The sequence below is a fragment of the Frankia sp. CeTa3Moorea genome, assembly GCF_978021225.1.
Genome location: NZ_CDXDOR010000008.1, coordinates 32,772 through 47,840, shown reverse-complemented (window position 1 = coordinate 47,840; position 15,069 = coordinate 32,772). Strand labels below are relative to the sequence as shown.

12 protein-coding genes are annotated in these 15,069 nt (G+C 69.9%); 1 reads left to right on the top strand and 11 read right to left on the bottom strand.

The window, feature by feature from the left end; genetic code table 11:
• Nucleotides 1–156: 156 nt before the first annotated feature.
• The 9 genes from AC08OV_RS03145 to AC08OV_RS03105 all read right to left on the bottom strand — a co-directional run bounded on the left by AC08OV_RS03145 (nucleotide 157) and on the right by AC08OV_RS03105 (nucleotide 11,642).
• The gene (locus tag AC08OV_RS03145) at nucleotides 157–906 is read right to left on the bottom strand and encodes a TIGR03936 family radical SAM-associated protein (RefSeq protein ID WP_476612534.1); all 750 of its coding nucleotides are present in this window, start codon (nucleotides 904–906) and stop codon (nucleotides 157–159) included.
• On the bottom strand, nucleotides 890–2,929 hold the full coding sequence (locus AC08OV_RS03140; RefSeq protein ID WP_476612533.1) for a TIGR03960 family B12-binding radical SAM protein: 2,040 nt from the start codon (nucleotides 2,927–2,929) through the stop codon (nucleotides 890–892). Before AC08OV_RS03140 ends, AC08OV_RS03145 begins: the two co-directional genes overlap by 17 nt.
• A gap of 72 nt (nucleotides 2,930–3,001) precedes the next feature.
• The gene (gene rodA, locus AC08OV_RS03135; RefSeq protein WP_476612532.1) at nucleotides 3,002–4,237 is read right to left on the bottom strand and encodes a rod shape-determining protein RodA; all 1,236 of its coding nucleotides are present in this window, start codon (nucleotides 4,235–4,237) and stop codon (nucleotides 3,002–3,004) included.
• Between the two features lie 95 nt (nucleotides 4,238–4,332).
• Nucleotides 4,333–6,522, bottom strand: a complete 2,190-nt coding sequence (mrdA, locus tag AC08OV_RS03130) for a penicillin-binding protein 2 (RefSeq protein ID WP_476612531.1) — start codon at nucleotides 6,520–6,522, stop codon at nucleotides 4,333–4,335.
• Nucleotides 6,519–7,061: a rod shape-determining protein MreD gene (gene mreD, locus AC08OV_RS03125; RefSeq protein WP_476595339.1), complete on the bottom strand. Its 543-nt coding sequence runs from the start codon at nucleotides 7,059–7,061 to the stop codon at nucleotides 6,519–6,521. Before mreD ends, mrdA begins: the two co-directional genes overlap by 4 nt.
• A gap of 5 nt (nucleotides 7,062–7,066) precedes the next feature.
• Nucleotides 7,067–8,032 (bottom strand): rod shape-determining protein MreC, encoded by a 966-nt coding sequence (gene mreC, locus AC08OV_RS03120; protein ID WP_476612530.1) that lies wholly within the window; start codon nucleotides 8,030–8,032, stop codon nucleotides 7,067–7,069.
• Nucleotides 8,033–8,169: 137 nt separating this feature from the next.
• Complete coding sequence (locus tag AC08OV_RS03115) at nucleotides 8,170–9,201, bottom strand: rod shape-determining protein (protein WP_011435655.1); 1,032 nt, start codon at nucleotides 9,199–9,201, stop codon at nucleotides 8,170–8,172.
• Nucleotides 9,202–9,642: 441 nt separating this feature from the next.
• The gene (gene ndk, locus AC08OV_RS03110) at nucleotides 9,643–10,056 is read right to left on the bottom strand and encodes a nucleoside-diphosphate kinase (protein ID WP_476612529.1); all 414 of its coding nucleotides are present in this window, start codon (nucleotides 10,054–10,056) and stop codon (nucleotides 9,643–9,645) included.
• A 173-nt stretch (nucleotides 10,057–10,229) separates the two neighbouring features.
• The gene (locus AC08OV_RS03105) at nucleotides 10,230–11,642 is read right to left on the bottom strand and encodes a glutamate ligase domain-containing protein (protein WP_476612528.1); all 1,413 of its coding nucleotides are present in this window, start codon (nucleotides 11,640–11,642) and stop codon (nucleotides 10,230–10,232) included.
• Between the two features lie 174 nt (nucleotides 11,643–11,816).
• Between AC08OV_RS03105 and AC08OV_RS03100 the strand changes: the two genes are divergently transcribed.
• The gene (locus tag AC08OV_RS03100) at nucleotides 11,817–13,136 is read left to right on the top strand and encodes a bifunctional folylpolyglutamate synthase/dihydrofolate synthase (RefSeq protein ID WP_476612527.1); all 1,320 of its coding nucleotides are present in this window, start codon (nucleotides 11,817–11,819) and stop codon (nucleotides 13,134–13,136) included.
• 21 nt (nucleotides 13,137–13,157) lie between these two features.
• Here the strand turns inward: AC08OV_RS03100 and clpX are convergent, their stop codons facing one another.
• Both clpX and AC08OV_RS03090 read right to left on the bottom strand, forming a co-directional pair.
• Nucleotides 13,158–14,444 (bottom strand): ATP-dependent Clp protease ATP-binding subunit ClpX, encoded by a 1,287-nt coding sequence (clpX, locus tag AC08OV_RS03095; RefSeq protein WP_462186098.1) that lies wholly within the window; start codon nucleotides 14,442–14,444, stop codon nucleotides 13,158–13,160.
• A 362-nt stretch (nucleotides 14,445–14,806) separates the two neighbouring features.
• Nucleotides 14,807–15,069 (bottom strand): ATP-dependent Clp protease proteolytic subunit (locus tag AC08OV_RS03090; RefSeq protein WP_476612526.1); only part of this gene is annotated, 263 nt, incomplete at its 5' end.

Below are 15,069 nucleotides of genomic sequence, written 5' to 3'. Positions count from 1 at the left end.
CAGTCTGGATAGTCAGATCGTCGTCGGGCACGGGTTAAGAAGCCTCTCGGGCTCCCGGGCGCGCTGCTCATGCAGTCGCGACCGCGCAGAAGCCGCTGTCTCGGTCCGGCGCGGGTACCGCCGGGAATCCTGCGACGCCCTGCAACACGCTGAGGTTCAACCCACCAGCCGGCCAGCGCCGTTGCGGTCCTGCGCCAGCGGGTCCGCCACAGTGCCGTCCTCGCGCAGTCGGCCCTGTTCGAGCCGGGTGGGCTCGGGCGGCACCGACGAGCGCAGGCCGGCTACCACGCCTAGGGCGGTCAGCACGTCGTCTGGTCGTACAGCGGGCGTCGTGTGCCGCACGACCATCTCTAGTATCGCACACGTGTCGTTCTCTGCGCGGCAAACGGCGGAGACCACTGCCGCGCGCACATCGAACCGTCGCCGGCCGTCCTTCGTCGCCCGCTCAACTTCGACCACATCGCGGCGCAACAGCTCCCGCACGGCGGCGGAGACCTCCGGAGCGGAGGCACCCGGCAGCCGTACCGACCACCGCGAGGCGTCGATCCGCTCGGCGAGGCCGCCGCCTTCCGCCCGGCGGCACGCGAGCACGTCCAGCCCCGGCGGAAGAACGGCGTCCAGGCCGACCCGCAGCGCATCCGGATCGACCGAGGCCGCCAGGGCCAGCTCGACGTATTCGGCCTCACTGGCCGCCCCGGTCGGCGCGGCACCCAGCCACGAGATCCGCGGATGCGGACTGAATCCCGCCGAATAAGCCATCGGGACCCCGGCTCGGCGCAACGCGCGCTCGAACGTGCGCGCCACGTCCCGATGTGAGAGGAATCTCAGCCGGCCCCGCTTCGCGAAACGAAGTCGCACCCGTTCGACCACCGGCGGAGGCGGCGGTCCCTCAGGTCGCCGCGCCACTGCCCACCGGAGCCGGGGCGAGCCGCGACGCGGTCGCGGGATCGGGTTGAACGGCTGGCTGCGGTCGCTCGGCCTGCCCGGACCCGGGGCCCTGGAGGTTCGACACCGCAAGCACGGGGAGCAGTCGACGTCCGGTCGGGCCGATCTGGGTGTCGGTGCCCATCGTCGGGCAGACCCCGCAGTCGTAGCAGGGTGTCCAGCGACAGTCATCGAGCTCATTCCCGCTCAGCGCTTCCTGCCAGTCGGCCCACAGCCAGTCCCGGTCGAGGCCCGCGTCGAGGTGATCCCAGGCCAGCACCTCGCGTTCGTCACGCTCGCGGGTGGTGAACCAGTCCAGCGACACCCCCAGCGGTCCGAGCTCCGCCGCGCAGGCGGACTCCCAGCGTTCGAACGAGAAGTACTCGTTCCAGCCGTCGAAGCGGCCACCGTCCCGCCAGACCCGTTCGATCACCGCACCCACCCGGCGGTCACCGCGAGCCAGCAGGCCCTCGATGATGCCAGGCCGACCGTCGTGGTAACGGAAACCGATCGCCCGACCCACCTCACGATCGGCGCGCACCGCATCACGGAGCAGCTTCAGCCGAGCGTCGGTCACCTCGTGCGGTGCCTGCCCCACCCACTGAAACGGGGTGTGCGGCTTGGGCACGAACCCGCCGATCGACACGGTGCAGCGGATGTCGCGCTGCCCGCTGACCCGCCGACCGGCCCGGATGACCTCCCGGGCGAGGTCGGCGATCTCCAGCACGTCTTCGTCGGTCTCGGTCGGCAGGCCGCACATGAAATAGAGCTTCACCTGCCGCCAGCCGTGAGCGTAAGCGGTGCTGACGGTGCGGACCAGGTCCTCGGCACTGACCATCTTGTTGATGACCCGGCGCAGCCGCTCGGAACCGCCCTCAGGGGCGAAGGTCAGCCCGCTACGCCGGCCGTTACGGGAGAACTCGTTCGCGAGCGTGACGTTGAAGGCGTCCACCCGGGTGGACGGCAGGCTCAACGAGACGTTGGTGCCCTCGTACCGGTCGGCGAGACCGGTGGCGATCTCGCCGATCTCGGTGTGGTCCGCGCTCGACAACGACAGCAAGCCGACCTCGGAGAATCCCGTCGCGCGCAGCCCCGCGTCGACCATCGCACCGATGGTGGCGATGTTACGCTCACGCACCGGACGGGTGATCATCCCGGCCTGGCAGAACCGGCAGCCCCGGGTGCAGCCGCGGAAGATCTCCACGCTCATCCGCTCGTGCACCGTCTCGGCGAGCGGGACCAGCGGAGCCTTCGGATACGGCCAGGAGTCGAGATCGGACAGCGTGTGCTTGCTCGGCCGGACCGGCACGTCGTCCCGGTTGCGGGTGACCGACCGAATACGGCCGTCGGGCCGGTAGGAGACGTCGTAGAACGCCGGCACGTACACCAGGCGCCGACGGGCCAGCCGGCGCAACAGCTCGCCCCGGCCACCGGGACTCCCGGCCGCCTTCCAGGCGCGAACCACGTCGGTGATGCCCAGCACGGCCTGCTCGCCGTCGCCGAGCACGACGGCGTCGACGAACGTGGCGATCGGCTCGGGATTGAAGGCGGCATGCCCCCCCGCGATGACCAGCGGATCAGCGTCGGTGCGCTCGGCCGCGTGCAACGAGATCCCGGCAAGATCGAGTGCCGTCAGCAGGTTGGTATACCCGAGCTCGGTGGCGAAACTGACGCCCAACAGGTCGAAATCGCCCACCGCGCGGTGGGCGTCCACCGTGAACTGCGGCAGCCCGTGCTCGCGCAGCAACGCTTCCAGGTCCGGCCACACCGAGTAGGTGCGCTCGGCGAGCACATCCGGCTGCTCGTTGAGAATCTCGTACAGAATCTGCAGCCCCTGGTTGGGCAGGCCGATCTCGTAGGCGTCCGGATACATCAGGCACCAGCGGACGGCAGCGGAGTCCCAGGGTTTGACCGTGGAGTTGCCCTCGCCCCCAACGTACTGCACGGGCCTTCGCACCCGCGGGAGCAGCGGCTCCAGGCGAGCGAACAGCGACTGTCCGGACATGCATGCGAGCCTACGGCACGCGCCAGGTCCACCTCGACGCTCGGCCGGCCAGAGAAACGCGGCCGGGCGGGCTCAGGAGGCATACGGGTCCGATCGGGATCGCAGCCGCACGTTCTGCAGGAGCCCGACAGCGATCATGTTTGCGAACATCGACGAACCGCCGTAAGAGAGAAAAGGCAACGGCAGGCCGGTGACCGGCATGATGCCCAGGCACATGCCGATGTTGACGAACGCCTGGAAGGTGAACCAGGAGACGACCCCGGTGGCGACGAGCGTGCCGAAGGAGTCCTGCGAGCCGAAGCCGATTGACAGGGCCCGCCACAGAACCACGCCGAGCAGCACGATGATTCCGCCAGCCCCGAGGTATCCCAGCTCCTCCCCCGCGACACTGAACACGAAGTCCGTCTGCTGCTCGGGGACGAACTGGCCCTGGGTCTGCTGGCCGTGCAGCAGGCCCCGTCCGGAGATTCCGCCGTTGGCGATCGCGATCATCGCCTGGTCGACGTTGTAGCCCGTGCCGGACGATGCCTTGTTCTCGGAGACGAACGAGGTCAGCCGGGCCTCCTGATACGGCTTCAGGAGGTGGAACTGGAGGATCGCGCCGCCGAGCAGCACACCGCAGAGGATCAGCCCCAGCACCCATCGGCGCGGCGCGCCGCTGACCGCCAGCATGCCGAGGGTGGTGAAGACCAGAACCATGACGGTACCGAAGTCCGGCTGCAACATGATCAAGCCGGTCGGGACCACGGTGAGCCCGAGCACGAGCAGCACGTCACCGTGGCCGGGGGCGCCGCGCCGGACTCCCGTGTGCCGGTCCTCGTGTTTCTCACCGAAGATCATCGCCACGCCGACCACGAGCGCCACCTTGGCGAACTCGGACGGCTGCAGCTGGAAGCCGGCAGGCAGCACAATCCACGAGTGCGCGCCGTTGATCGTCGAACCGAACGGGAGTACCGCGACGAGCCCGACGAGCGAGCCGAGATAGACGAAGGGCGCGTAGGCCCGCACCGCCCGGTAGTCGATGACGGTCGCAACCGCGCCGAGCACCAGCCCGATGGCCAGGTTCAGCAGGTGCCGATCGAGGAAGGTGTTGGGATCACTGCCCGCCTCGCTGAGCCGCTGGCGGGTCGCCGACCAGACCAGCAGAGCACCGAGAACGGACAACGCGATGACGCAGAGCTGCAGCGGCCAGTCGAGCCGGCGCAGCGGCGAGTGGGGTCCGGAAGCCCTCTCCCGCAGGTGCCCGATCCGCCCCCGGATGGGCACCGGAGACGATCGAAGTGCGGTGGGTCCCGCTTCGTCTACCACTGCGCCTCCCGCCACCACCGTCACGCCGACGCGACATTCACATCCTGGGCTCCCACCTCATCCCGAGGCCCCGCCCTCACGGCACAAGGTGGCCGTCAGGGTGGTGCCCGGCCCGTCGCCGTCGCGCCCGCGCCGCTGGTACCGGACAGGGGGCCGGCCAGGACCGGCGCCGATCCGGCCGGCGATGTCGGCGTCGCGGGGGCGGGCTGCGGTGACGACGCCGCGATCGTCCCGTCCCGGTTGAGCTTCGGCGGCTCGGCCGGCGGTTTCCCACCCGGCATCGCCGCCGGCCGGCCGACACCGTAGATCGCCTGGTAGATCTGCTTGGCCACCGGAGCCGCGAACTCCGCGCCGGTCCCGGAGTCCGGGATGGTGACCACGACGGCGAACTGGGGGTCGTTCGCCGGCGCGAAGGAGGCGAACCAGGAGGTGTCCCCCTTGCCCTCGACCTCGGCGGTTCCGGTCTTTGCCGCGATCGGGACGACGTCGCTCGGCCAGTCCGCGAAGACGCCGGTGGCGGTGCCCCCGCCCTCCGTCGTCACCCCCCGCAGGCTGTCCCGGATGTAAGCAAGGTTCTCCGGTGAGACCGGCAGCGTCCCGGCCCGGCGCGGCGCGAAGGTCCTGACGACCTTGCCGTCCGGAGACACGGTGGCCTTGGCGAGGGTGGGCTTGTACAGGGTGCCGCCGTTGGCGATGGCCGCATAGGCGACGGCGAGCTGCAGCGGGCTCAGCGACAGGTACTGGCCCTGGCCGATCGCGAACTGGGCAGCGGCACCGGCGTTGTACAGATAGCCGTCGACGCACGCCTCGGCGGCGTACTTGCGGTACCGCTCGGCCTTGGCCGGGTCGGGTTCCTCCGGGTAGCCGTTCTTGGCCCGCCGGCAGTAGGAGTCCTTGAGCTCCGCCCAGATCGCCTTGGCGCCGGCGCGGTCGACGACGAAGCCCCGCGTCTCGCCGGGCAGGTCCAGCCCGGTGGTCCGGCCCAAGCCCATCGCCTGGGCCATCCTGACAAAGTACTCTTTCGGGGCGGAGTAGGGCCCACGGCCGTTGCGCAGCCCGCCGTCCGCGAGCCAGGCGTCGTAGGCGAACTTGTCGAAGATGACGTCACAGGAGATGACCAGCGCCTGGTGCAGGGTGATCGGACCGGCCGACTGGCCGTCGAAGTTGTGGAAGACCTGGTCACCGATCTGCAGACTGGGCGCGCAGTCGTAGAGGTCGTTCCCCTTGGCGCCCAGGTTCTGCAAGGCGACGGCGGCGGAGATGGCCTTGAAGGTGGAGCCGGCCGCCCCCGACCCCTGGTAGGCCCGCGAGAGCAGCGGGATGCCGTTCGCGGGATCGGACAGCGCCCGGTAGTCGTTCTCCGAGACCCCGCCGACGAAGACCGACGGGTCGTAGGACGGCAGGCTCGCCATCGCGACCACCCCGCCGGTGCGCACGTCCAGCACGACCGCGGAAGCGGTGCGCGGGCCGCCCCCGAGCTTGTTGATCGTGTCCGTCAGCGCCTGCTCGACCGCCTGCTGCACGTCGAGGTCAAGGTTGAGCACCAGGTGGTCACCGCTGAGCGGCGCGGTGGTCGACGCGGTACCGGCCACCCGGCCGAACCGGTCCACCTCCAGGCGTTCCACCCCGTCGGTGCCGCGCAGCTCGTCGTCATAGGTGCTCTCCAGGCCGGCAACGCCGATCAGGCTGTTGAGGTGGTAGCCCTTCTCATCCCCCTGCTTGTCGAGCTGGTCCTGACTGACCGGCGCGAGATAGCCCAGCTCGTGCGCGGCCAGCGCGCCATGCGGGTACTCGCGGACGGCCTGCAGGTCGGCGGAGACGCCGGGGAAGCGGTCGGGATGTTCGATGACGGCGAGGGCCTGCTGCGGGCTGACGTCCTTGGCGACCGGTACCGGCTGGTAGGGCGATCCGTTCCAGCAGGGCGGCTTCACCTGGGCGCTACAGAACCGGATCCGCCGGGCGAGCTCGTCCACGGGGGTGCCGATCACCGCGGCGAGGCGGGCGAGGACGGCCCGGCCCTGGTCGGCCTGCCGATCCGTGGTCGACCGGTTCACCGAGATGACCAGCGACGTACGGTTGCGGACGAGGGCCTGCCCCTTATCGTCAAGGATCATCCCCCGGGTCGCGGGCGTCACCACCTCGCGGACCCGGTTGGTCTCGGCGACCCGGCGGTACCGGTCACCGTCCAGGATCTGGAGTACCCACAGCCGCGCGCCGAGTGTGATGAGCAGGGAGACGACCAGCACGCGCAGCAGCAGGACGCGGACCCGCACCCGGTCGTTCATCGCGACTCCCGCCGCCGACCGCCGGCCAGCCGCCGGGAGCCCGCGAGCAGCAACGGGAACAGGAACGGGGTGAGCAGGAGGGCGTAGACGCCGGCCGCCAACGCCCGCAGCACAGCCTGACCTCCCGTCAACGCCGCCTCACCGAGGATCGAGGTGGTGGCGGCGTACCCGAGAGTGCCCAGCACACTCGCCCCACCGATCGCCGCCAGGGGAACCACCACCGACCGCTCCGCCGCATCCATCGCCAGTCCGACAGCGTAACCGATCAGACACAAAACGAGAGCAGTCTGACCGAGAACATGGGTGGAGGACAGATCGGCCAGCAATCCCGCCACGAAGCCGGCGACCGCGCCGAGCAGCGGCCCCTCGATCAGCGCGATCGCCGCCAACAGGACGAGCATGAGGTCGAGCCGGCCGCCGGGCAGGCCCAACCGGGCAATCACGGAGACCTGGAGGATCAGGGCGACGGTCAGGAGCACGACCGCGGCCACGACGGCGCGCCCGCGCAGGGTCTCCTCAGGGCCGGCGGTGCCCCACATCACGCTCAACCCGCTCCGCCCCGGACACCGGATGCCGCCCCGGCCGGTGATCCCCCCACCGGCGACCCGGCAGTGGGGGACGGCGGGGCCGGCGGGACAGGCGCAGCCGGCTCGGTCGGCACCGGCCTGGGCTTCAGTACCCGGTCGCCGGGGTCAGCCGGTGGCTTGCCAACCACCACTCCGACCAGGTCCAGAGTGCCGACCGACGCGTACGGTCTGACCTCGGCGGTCCGCGACAGACCATCGACGTCGGTGACCTTGGTGACTGCACCGATCGGGACGCCGGCGACGTAGTCGAGGCTGCCAAAGGTGACCAGCCGATCGCCCTTCTGCACCCGGTACGAGGCGTCGTACAGCGTGAAGGTCAACGTGCTTGGTCCCTGCCCACCGACCACGGCACCGAGCAGCTGGGTGCGTTCGAGCCGGGCTCCGATGTGACTGCCCGGGTCGCAGGCCAGCCGGACGATTGCGGTGTGCTCGGTCACGCCGGACACCGTGCCGACCAGCCCGTCGGCATTGAGCACGGTCTTGTCGACCACGATGCCGTCGGCCCTGCCGGCGTTGATGGTGACGGTCCAGTCCGTCCCCGTCACGTCACCGACCGCAATCACCTTTGCCGGCACGACGGTGTACTGGCCCTTATCTGCCAGCAAACGAAGATCTGCGAGTTCGGTCGACATCCGGCCGATCTCGGCGTCGTCGGCGATCTGGCGGCGCAGGCGGGCGTTCTCCTCCGCGAGTCGGTCCGCCCGGTCGTGATAGCGGTTCGGGTGCGTCAGGGAGGAGACGGTCCGGCCGATCGGGCGGGTGACCGTCGTAACGCCGTTCTCGACCCCCCCGAAGATCGAGTGCAGGACCCCGTGTGCTCCGGTGGCCGATCTCCCGGTCCGGTAGTCCAGGGTGATCAGGGTGAAGGCGACGATGAGCAGGGCGACGATCACCAGGCGGGATCGCCTCGTGCCACGGCCCACAACACCCTCCGAACACACTCTTGCGCGATCCGGTGCCACGCGGCGACGGCCACGCGGCACCAGGCGCCGCTCCGGCTATTCCAATGGGAAAGGATCGGTCCAATGGGAAGGGATCGGCAAGGGCCCTGCGCAACCGCCTAGCGCCGCGGCTCGGAGATCAGTACCTGCTGTAGGGCCTCGAACTCCTCCACGCACTTGCCCGACCCCATTGCAACCGAATGCAGCGGATTCTCCGCGATGTGGATCGGCATGCCGGTCTCCTGCCGCAGCCGCTCGTCGAGACCGCGCAGCAGCGCCCCGCCGCCGGTGAGGACGATGCCGCGGTCCATGATGTCGCCGGAGAGCTCCGGCGGGCAGCGGTCGAGGGTCACCTTCACCGCGTCGATGACCGCGTTGACTGGATCCTCGATCGCCTTGCGGATCTCCTCCGCCGTCACCACGATCGTCTTCGGCAGTCCAGTGATCAGGTCGCGCCCACGGATCTCGGCGCTGGGCTCGTCGGGAACCTTGTGCGCCGACCCGATCGCCATCTTAATCTCCTCGGCGGTGCGTTCGCCGAGCATCAGCGAGTACTCCTTCTTGACGTAGGAGATGATCGCGACGTCGAGTTCGTCCCCGGCGGTGCGGATCGACTGGCTGGTGACGATGCCGCCCAGTGAGATCACGGCGACCTCGGTGGTGCCCCCACCGATGTCCACGACCATGTTGCCGGTCGGCTCGTGCACCGGCAGACCAGCGCCGATCGCCGCGGCCATCGGCTCCTCAATGATGTAGACTTTTCGGGCGCCGGCCTGGTAGCCGGCGTCCTTCACGGCCCGCTGTTCCACTCCCGTGATGCCGGAGGGCACGCACACGACCAGCCTGGGCTTGGCGAAATGGCGCCGCCGGTGCACCTTCTGGATGAAGTAGCGCAGCATCCGCTCGGTCGTCTCGAAGTCGGCGATGACGCCGTCCTTCAGCGGCCGCACGGCCACCACGTTGCCGGGCGTCCGGCCGATCATCCGCTTGGCATCGGTTCCGACGGCGAGAATGCCCGAGGTGGTGGTGTTGATCGCGACCACGCTCGGTTCGTTGAGGACGATCCCGCGGCCACGCACGTACACCAGCGTGTTGGCGGTACCGAGGTCGACGGCCATGTCACGACCGAGGAACGACAGCGAACTGGACATCGTCGGGTACCGACCTTCCCGGGGGATGCGGTCCTGGCCGCCTCCGGCGTGACCGACAGGCACGGCCTACCGAGGAGCCGGAGAAGCGCGTGGAACACGTACAGAGTTCGTAGATCGAACAGGACGACCCAGGCGCCCACCGGGGATTCGACCACGGCCACCGACCACGACCCTGTCGGTTACCGCGACCCACCGGACACGCTCCGGGCAAGTACTTGAAGGGTAGACCGACACCGGGCCCCTCGCCGCCCCGGTCGGTGATGGGCCGGTTTCGTGTCACCCTTGGGCCGGAACCGCCCTGCGCACACCCACGAATCATGAGGGCGACACGCCTACGGTCCCGGCCAGGCCCTGAGAGGCCACCCGAAATCCGACCGGCGGCGTCTCGGGGCATCTCGGGACGTCTCGGGAACGCCCCGGTCGGTGTGAACGGCTACGCGGTCAGCTCAGGCCCGGGAAGAAGAGGTCGATCTCCCGCTTGGCGGACTCCGGCGAGTCCGAGCCGTGCACGAGGTTCTGGCCAATCTCCAGCGCGTAGTCCCCACGCAGCGAGCCGGGCGCGGCCTTGACCGGATCGGTCGCGCCGATCAGCCCACGCGACGCCTCCACCGCACGCGGCCCCTCGGCCACGAGGGCCACCAGCGGCCCGGAGGTGATGAAGTCGACCAGTTCACCGAAGAACGGCTTGCTGGCGTGCTCGCCATAGTGCGTCTCGGCGACGGACCGCTCCAGCGTGCGCAGTTCGAGCGCCACCAGAGTGAGCCCCTTGCGCTCGAGCCGGCCGACGATCTCACCGACGAGGCCACGGCTGACGCCATCGGGCTTGACCAGGATGAGGGTGCGCTCGACGGACACGGTACTCCTTCTCGATCATCGACTTCGTCGTCCTTGACGAGGGACCCAAGGATCCCCCGTCAACTTACAGGGTGCCCACGCCCGCACCGTGACGGGACCGCGGCGTCCCGGAAACACCCTGCAACCGCATCAGGAACGCGTCGGGAACATGTCGGGAAACCCAGGAGGACGTGTCACGGGCGCAGCAACGCCCGGGCCCGACCCACGACAGATGCCGAACCAGTGATCACCACGCCGGCGCCCCCCAGATCGGCGTCCTCCTCGGCGAGGCGCACCCCGGCGTCGATCGCGTCGTCCAACCGGGGTACGACCTCCACCCGGTCGGCACCGAAGACACCCACGGCGACCGCGGCGAGACCGTCGACCGGCAGCGATCCGGGCCCGGCACCGGCGGTGACCACCACCGTGTTCAGGACCGGCTCCAGGACGGCCAGGAGCTCCGCCGCATCCCGCCCGCCACCACCGTCCCGAGCGGCGGCACCGTCCCGAGCCGCGGCGCCCTCGACCTCGCGCTCGATGGCGATGACCCCGACGAGGACGTCGAAGGTGAACGCCTCGTCGAGCGCCGCGGCCAGCGCGCCCGCCGCCACGGGCGAGTCGGCCACGTCAAGAATGATCGTCGGGGACCGGCGGACGACCTCCAGCCGGCCCCGGGAGTCCACCTCGGCGAAACCGGCGCGGACCGCATCGACGTCGAGCTGGTTGCGCCCGCCGCCGAGGAACGCCTCGACCGCGGCCAGCGCGACCGCTGCGTTGTGGGCCTGATGCGCGCCGTGCAGTGGCAGGAAGATCTCCTCGTAGGTGCCGCCCAGCCCCTTCAGTGTGATCATCTGCCCCCCGACAGCCACCTGCCGGCCGAGTACGCCGAACTCCAGCCCCTCCCGGGCGACCGTCGCCCCGGTCTCGGCGGCGCGCCGCAGCAGCGCCTGCGCGGCGGGCAGGACCTGCTGGGCCAGCACGACCAGGGTATCGGCGCGGATGACCCCCGCCGTCCGCGCGGTGATCCGGTCCAGGCCCGCCGCCGGCTCCCGCTCGCCCACCGCCACGGGGGTGACGACCGACACCGGCGCGTCGAGCAGTGCGCTCAGCTCGCCGGCGTCGTCCCAGCCGGACTCAATCACGGCGAGGTCGGCGGGAGCGTCGGCGAAGGCGGCGAAGACCACGGCGGCAAGCAGCTCGAAGGCGCTCAGCCGGCCGTCGTCCTCGATCAGCGGCAGGTACGGCGCGATATCGGCGTAGGCGCGGCCGAGGACGTCGGGATCGATCGTGGCGCCGGCCAGCCCCACCCGCTGCTCGGCCCCAAACCAGCCCGGCGAACTCAACGATCCCGCGCGGATGCCGAACGAGTGCAGCAGCGCGGTAATCGCCGACACCGTGGAGCTCTTCCCCACCGAGCCGGTCACCACGATGCTCGGAAGGGCCCGCTGCGGCTGGCCGAGCAGATCCAGCAGACGGCTCAGCCGGTCGAAGCCCGGCCGGGCGCGGACCTCGCGGCGCCGGGAGCACTCGGCCGCGAACGCGTGTGGGCCCTCCCGCTCGTGATCAGGAGCATGGGTGGTTCCGGTGGTCCCGGCGGCGCCTGTCACATCCCCGATGGTACGGGTCCACCGGGTTCACTCCCGCCCACGCAAGTGCCCGCGCAGGTGCCCGCGCTCCCCCGCAGAGGACGCGTCCGGCGCACCTGCCCGCAGACTCCCGCGGACTACTGTCGACCCCAGGTCGAAGGAGGGCGAAACCAGCCGGTGAAGTGGAACCAGCCTGTGAAGTGGACGTACGAGTCGGCGTGGGCCGCCCTGAACAACACGGTGGATCTCGAGAAGCAGACGATGCCGGCGGGTCGGCCGGTGCCGAGCCTCGACCGGATGCGGGAGCTGGCGGGCCGGCTCGGGGATCCGCACCGGGCGGTTCCGCTGATCCATCTGACCGGCACGAACGGCAAGACCTCGACGGCGCGGATCATCTCGGCGCTGCTGGGCGCGGCGGGGCTGCGGGTGGGGCTGTACACCAGTCCGCATCTGGAGCGGGTGAACGAGCGCCTGGTCGTCGACGGCCGACCGATCGGCGACGAGGAGTTCGGACGCTGCGTGGGCACCGTCCTGGACGCGGCCGCCCCGATGAGCGGACGGCCCACCTTCTTCGAGCTGCTGACGGCCACCGCCTTCCGATGGTTCGCCGACCTGGCCGTCGACGTCGCCGTGGTCGAGGTGGGCCTGCTCGGCCGCTGGGACGCCACGAACATCGCCGACGGGCGGGTCGCGGTCGTCACCAGCATCGGCGCGGATCATCTGGACTACGCCGGGAGTATGGCGGGCGTGGCCCGCGAGAAGGCCGGGATCGTCAAGCCCGGCAGTCACCTGGTGCTCGGCGAGGTGGACCCCCGCTTCTACGACATCTTCGCCCGGACCCCGGCCACGGATATCCTGCGGCTGGGCCGGGACTTCGCCGCGGTCGCCGGCCACCCGGACGCGGCGGGTCGACGGGGCGGTTTCCGCACCCCGCAGGCGCGCTACGACGACGTGCGGCTGTCCCTGCACGGTGCCTATCAGGATGCCAACGCGGCGTGCGCCCTGGCCGCCGTGGAGACCTTCGCCGGTCATCCCCTCCCCGACGCCGTGGTCCGGACCGGTCTCGGGGGCGTCCGGGCGCCGGGACGCCTGGAAATCGTGCGCGCACAGCCGCTGTGCGTGCTTGACGGGGCGCACAACCCGGCAGCGGGCGCGGCGCTCGCCCGGTCCCTGGGTGAGGAGTTCCCCGGGCGGGAGTGGACCATCGTCTACGGGGCGCTGCGCGGTCACGACTACGAGGGGACTCTCGCGGAACTGCGCCACCAACCGATCAGCTCGCTGATCGCCTGCGAACCGGCGTCACCGCGGGCCATCCACGCCGAGCGCCTGGTCTCCGCGGCGCGGGCGCGGGCGATGCCGGCCCACGCCGCCTCCGACGTCGGCTGCGCCGTCCGCCACGCCCTGCGGGACGCGGCGGGGCCGGGTGGGGCGATCCTGGTGACCGGGTCCTTCTACCATCTGGCTGAGGCCCGCCGGACCCTGACCGCGCTGGACCCGACGCACGGGATGCACTGAGTGGGCGCCGGGTGGGCGCCGTCAGGCCGACTTCTCCTGGCGGGGAGGCCGCTTGGACACGACGTCGCGCGGGACCAGCGTCGGATTGACGTGCTCCAGCACGACCTCGCGGGTGACGACGACCCGGGCCACGTCCTTGCGGCTCGGGATGTCGTACATCACCGAGAGCAGGACCTCTTCCATGATCGCTCGCAGCCCGCGGGCACCGGTCCCACGCAGGATCGCCTGGTCCGCGATGGCCTCGAGCGCGTCCGAGGTGAAGTCGAGATCGACGCTGTCCAGCTCGAACAGTCGCTTGTACTGGCGGACGAGGGCGTTCTTCGGCTCGGTGAGGATGCGGATCAGCGCCTCCCGATCCAGGTTGGACACGCTGGTGATCACCGGGAGCCGGCCGATGAACTCCGGAATCATGCCGTACTTCAGCAGGTCCTCGGGCATGATGTCGCCGAAGACGTCGGATCCGTCCGGGTCGTCCTTGCCGTGCAGTACGGCGCGGAACCCCAGCGACTTCTTGCCGATCCTCGACTCGATGATCCGGTCGAGCCCGGCGAACGCCCCGCCCACGATGAACAGCACGTTCGTCGTGTCGATCTGGATGAACTCCTGATGCGGGTGCTTGCGCCCGCCCTGTGGCGGCACGCTGGCCGTGGTGCCTTCGAGGATCTTCAACAGGGCCTGTTGCACGCCCTCACCGGACACGTCCCGCGTGATGCTCGGGTTCTCCGACTTCCGGGCGATCTTGTCGACCTCGTCGATGTAGATAATCCCGGTCTCGGCCTTTTTGACGTCATAGTCGGCGGCCTGAATGAGTTTGAGCAGAATGTTCTCGACGTCTTCCCCGACGTAGCCCGCCTCGGTCAGCGCGGTGGCATCGGCGATGGCAAACGGGACGTTGAGCATTCGCGCGAGAGTCTGGGCGAGCAGCGTCTTGCCGCAGCCCGTCGGCCCGAGCAGCAGGATGTTGCTCTTCGCGAGCTCGACCTCGCCCTTGCTCCCGTCACCGCTGGATCCGCCCGCCTGGACCCGCTTGTAGTGGTTGTAGACCGCGACGGAGAGGGTCTTCTTCGCCGTCTCCTGCCCCACCACGTAACTGTCGAGGAACTCGTAGATCTCGCGTGGCTTGGGCAGTTCGTCCCACTTGAGCTCGGAGGATTCGGACAGCTCCTCCTCGATGATCTCGTTACAGAGATCGATGCACTCGTCGCAGATATAGACGCCAGGGCCGGCGATGAGCTTCTTCACCTGCTTCTGCGACTTACCGCAGAACGAGCACTTGAGCAGGTCACCGCCATCACCGATGCGTGCCACCGAGGACTCAGTCCCTTCGTCCAGACGATGGTGTCGCCTGCATGTCAGGGGCGGTTGACACCGCCCAGTCGTCGCGTGTCTGCCTGCAACCATCCCCGTGGGGACGGTACCCCGCCGAGCCGTCCGGTGAGAGCCCAATCGCTCGGCTCATACCGGTCAGCCTACGGTCACCTTGGCCGTCCTCGCCCGTCCACGCAGTCCCATTAGGCCATCGCGTCACGGACGAAAACTGCTGACCGGGTTTCACCGCGTCGGCGCGTCGGGTGTGGTAGCGGCCGACGGCCGACGACCGCGTGCCGGCCTCGCGAAACGTCACGCCTCGCGAGGCTCCGACCGCGGGGTCGGACCGCCGGCCCGGCACCTCAGCGAGCGGTGGCGAGCCGGGAGGACTTCCGGGTCTTGATGACCTCGTCGATCAGGCCGTACTCCTTGGCCTCGTCGGCGCTGAAGATCTTGTCACGCTCGATGTCCTTGCGGATGTCCTCTTCCTTCTTGCCGGTGTGGACGGCGAGCATCCGCTCCAGCAGGGACCGCATCCGCAGGATCTCCCGCGCCTGGATCTCGATGTCGCTCGACTGGCCCTCGCCCTGCGCCGACGGCTGGTGGATGAGGATCCGGCTGTTCT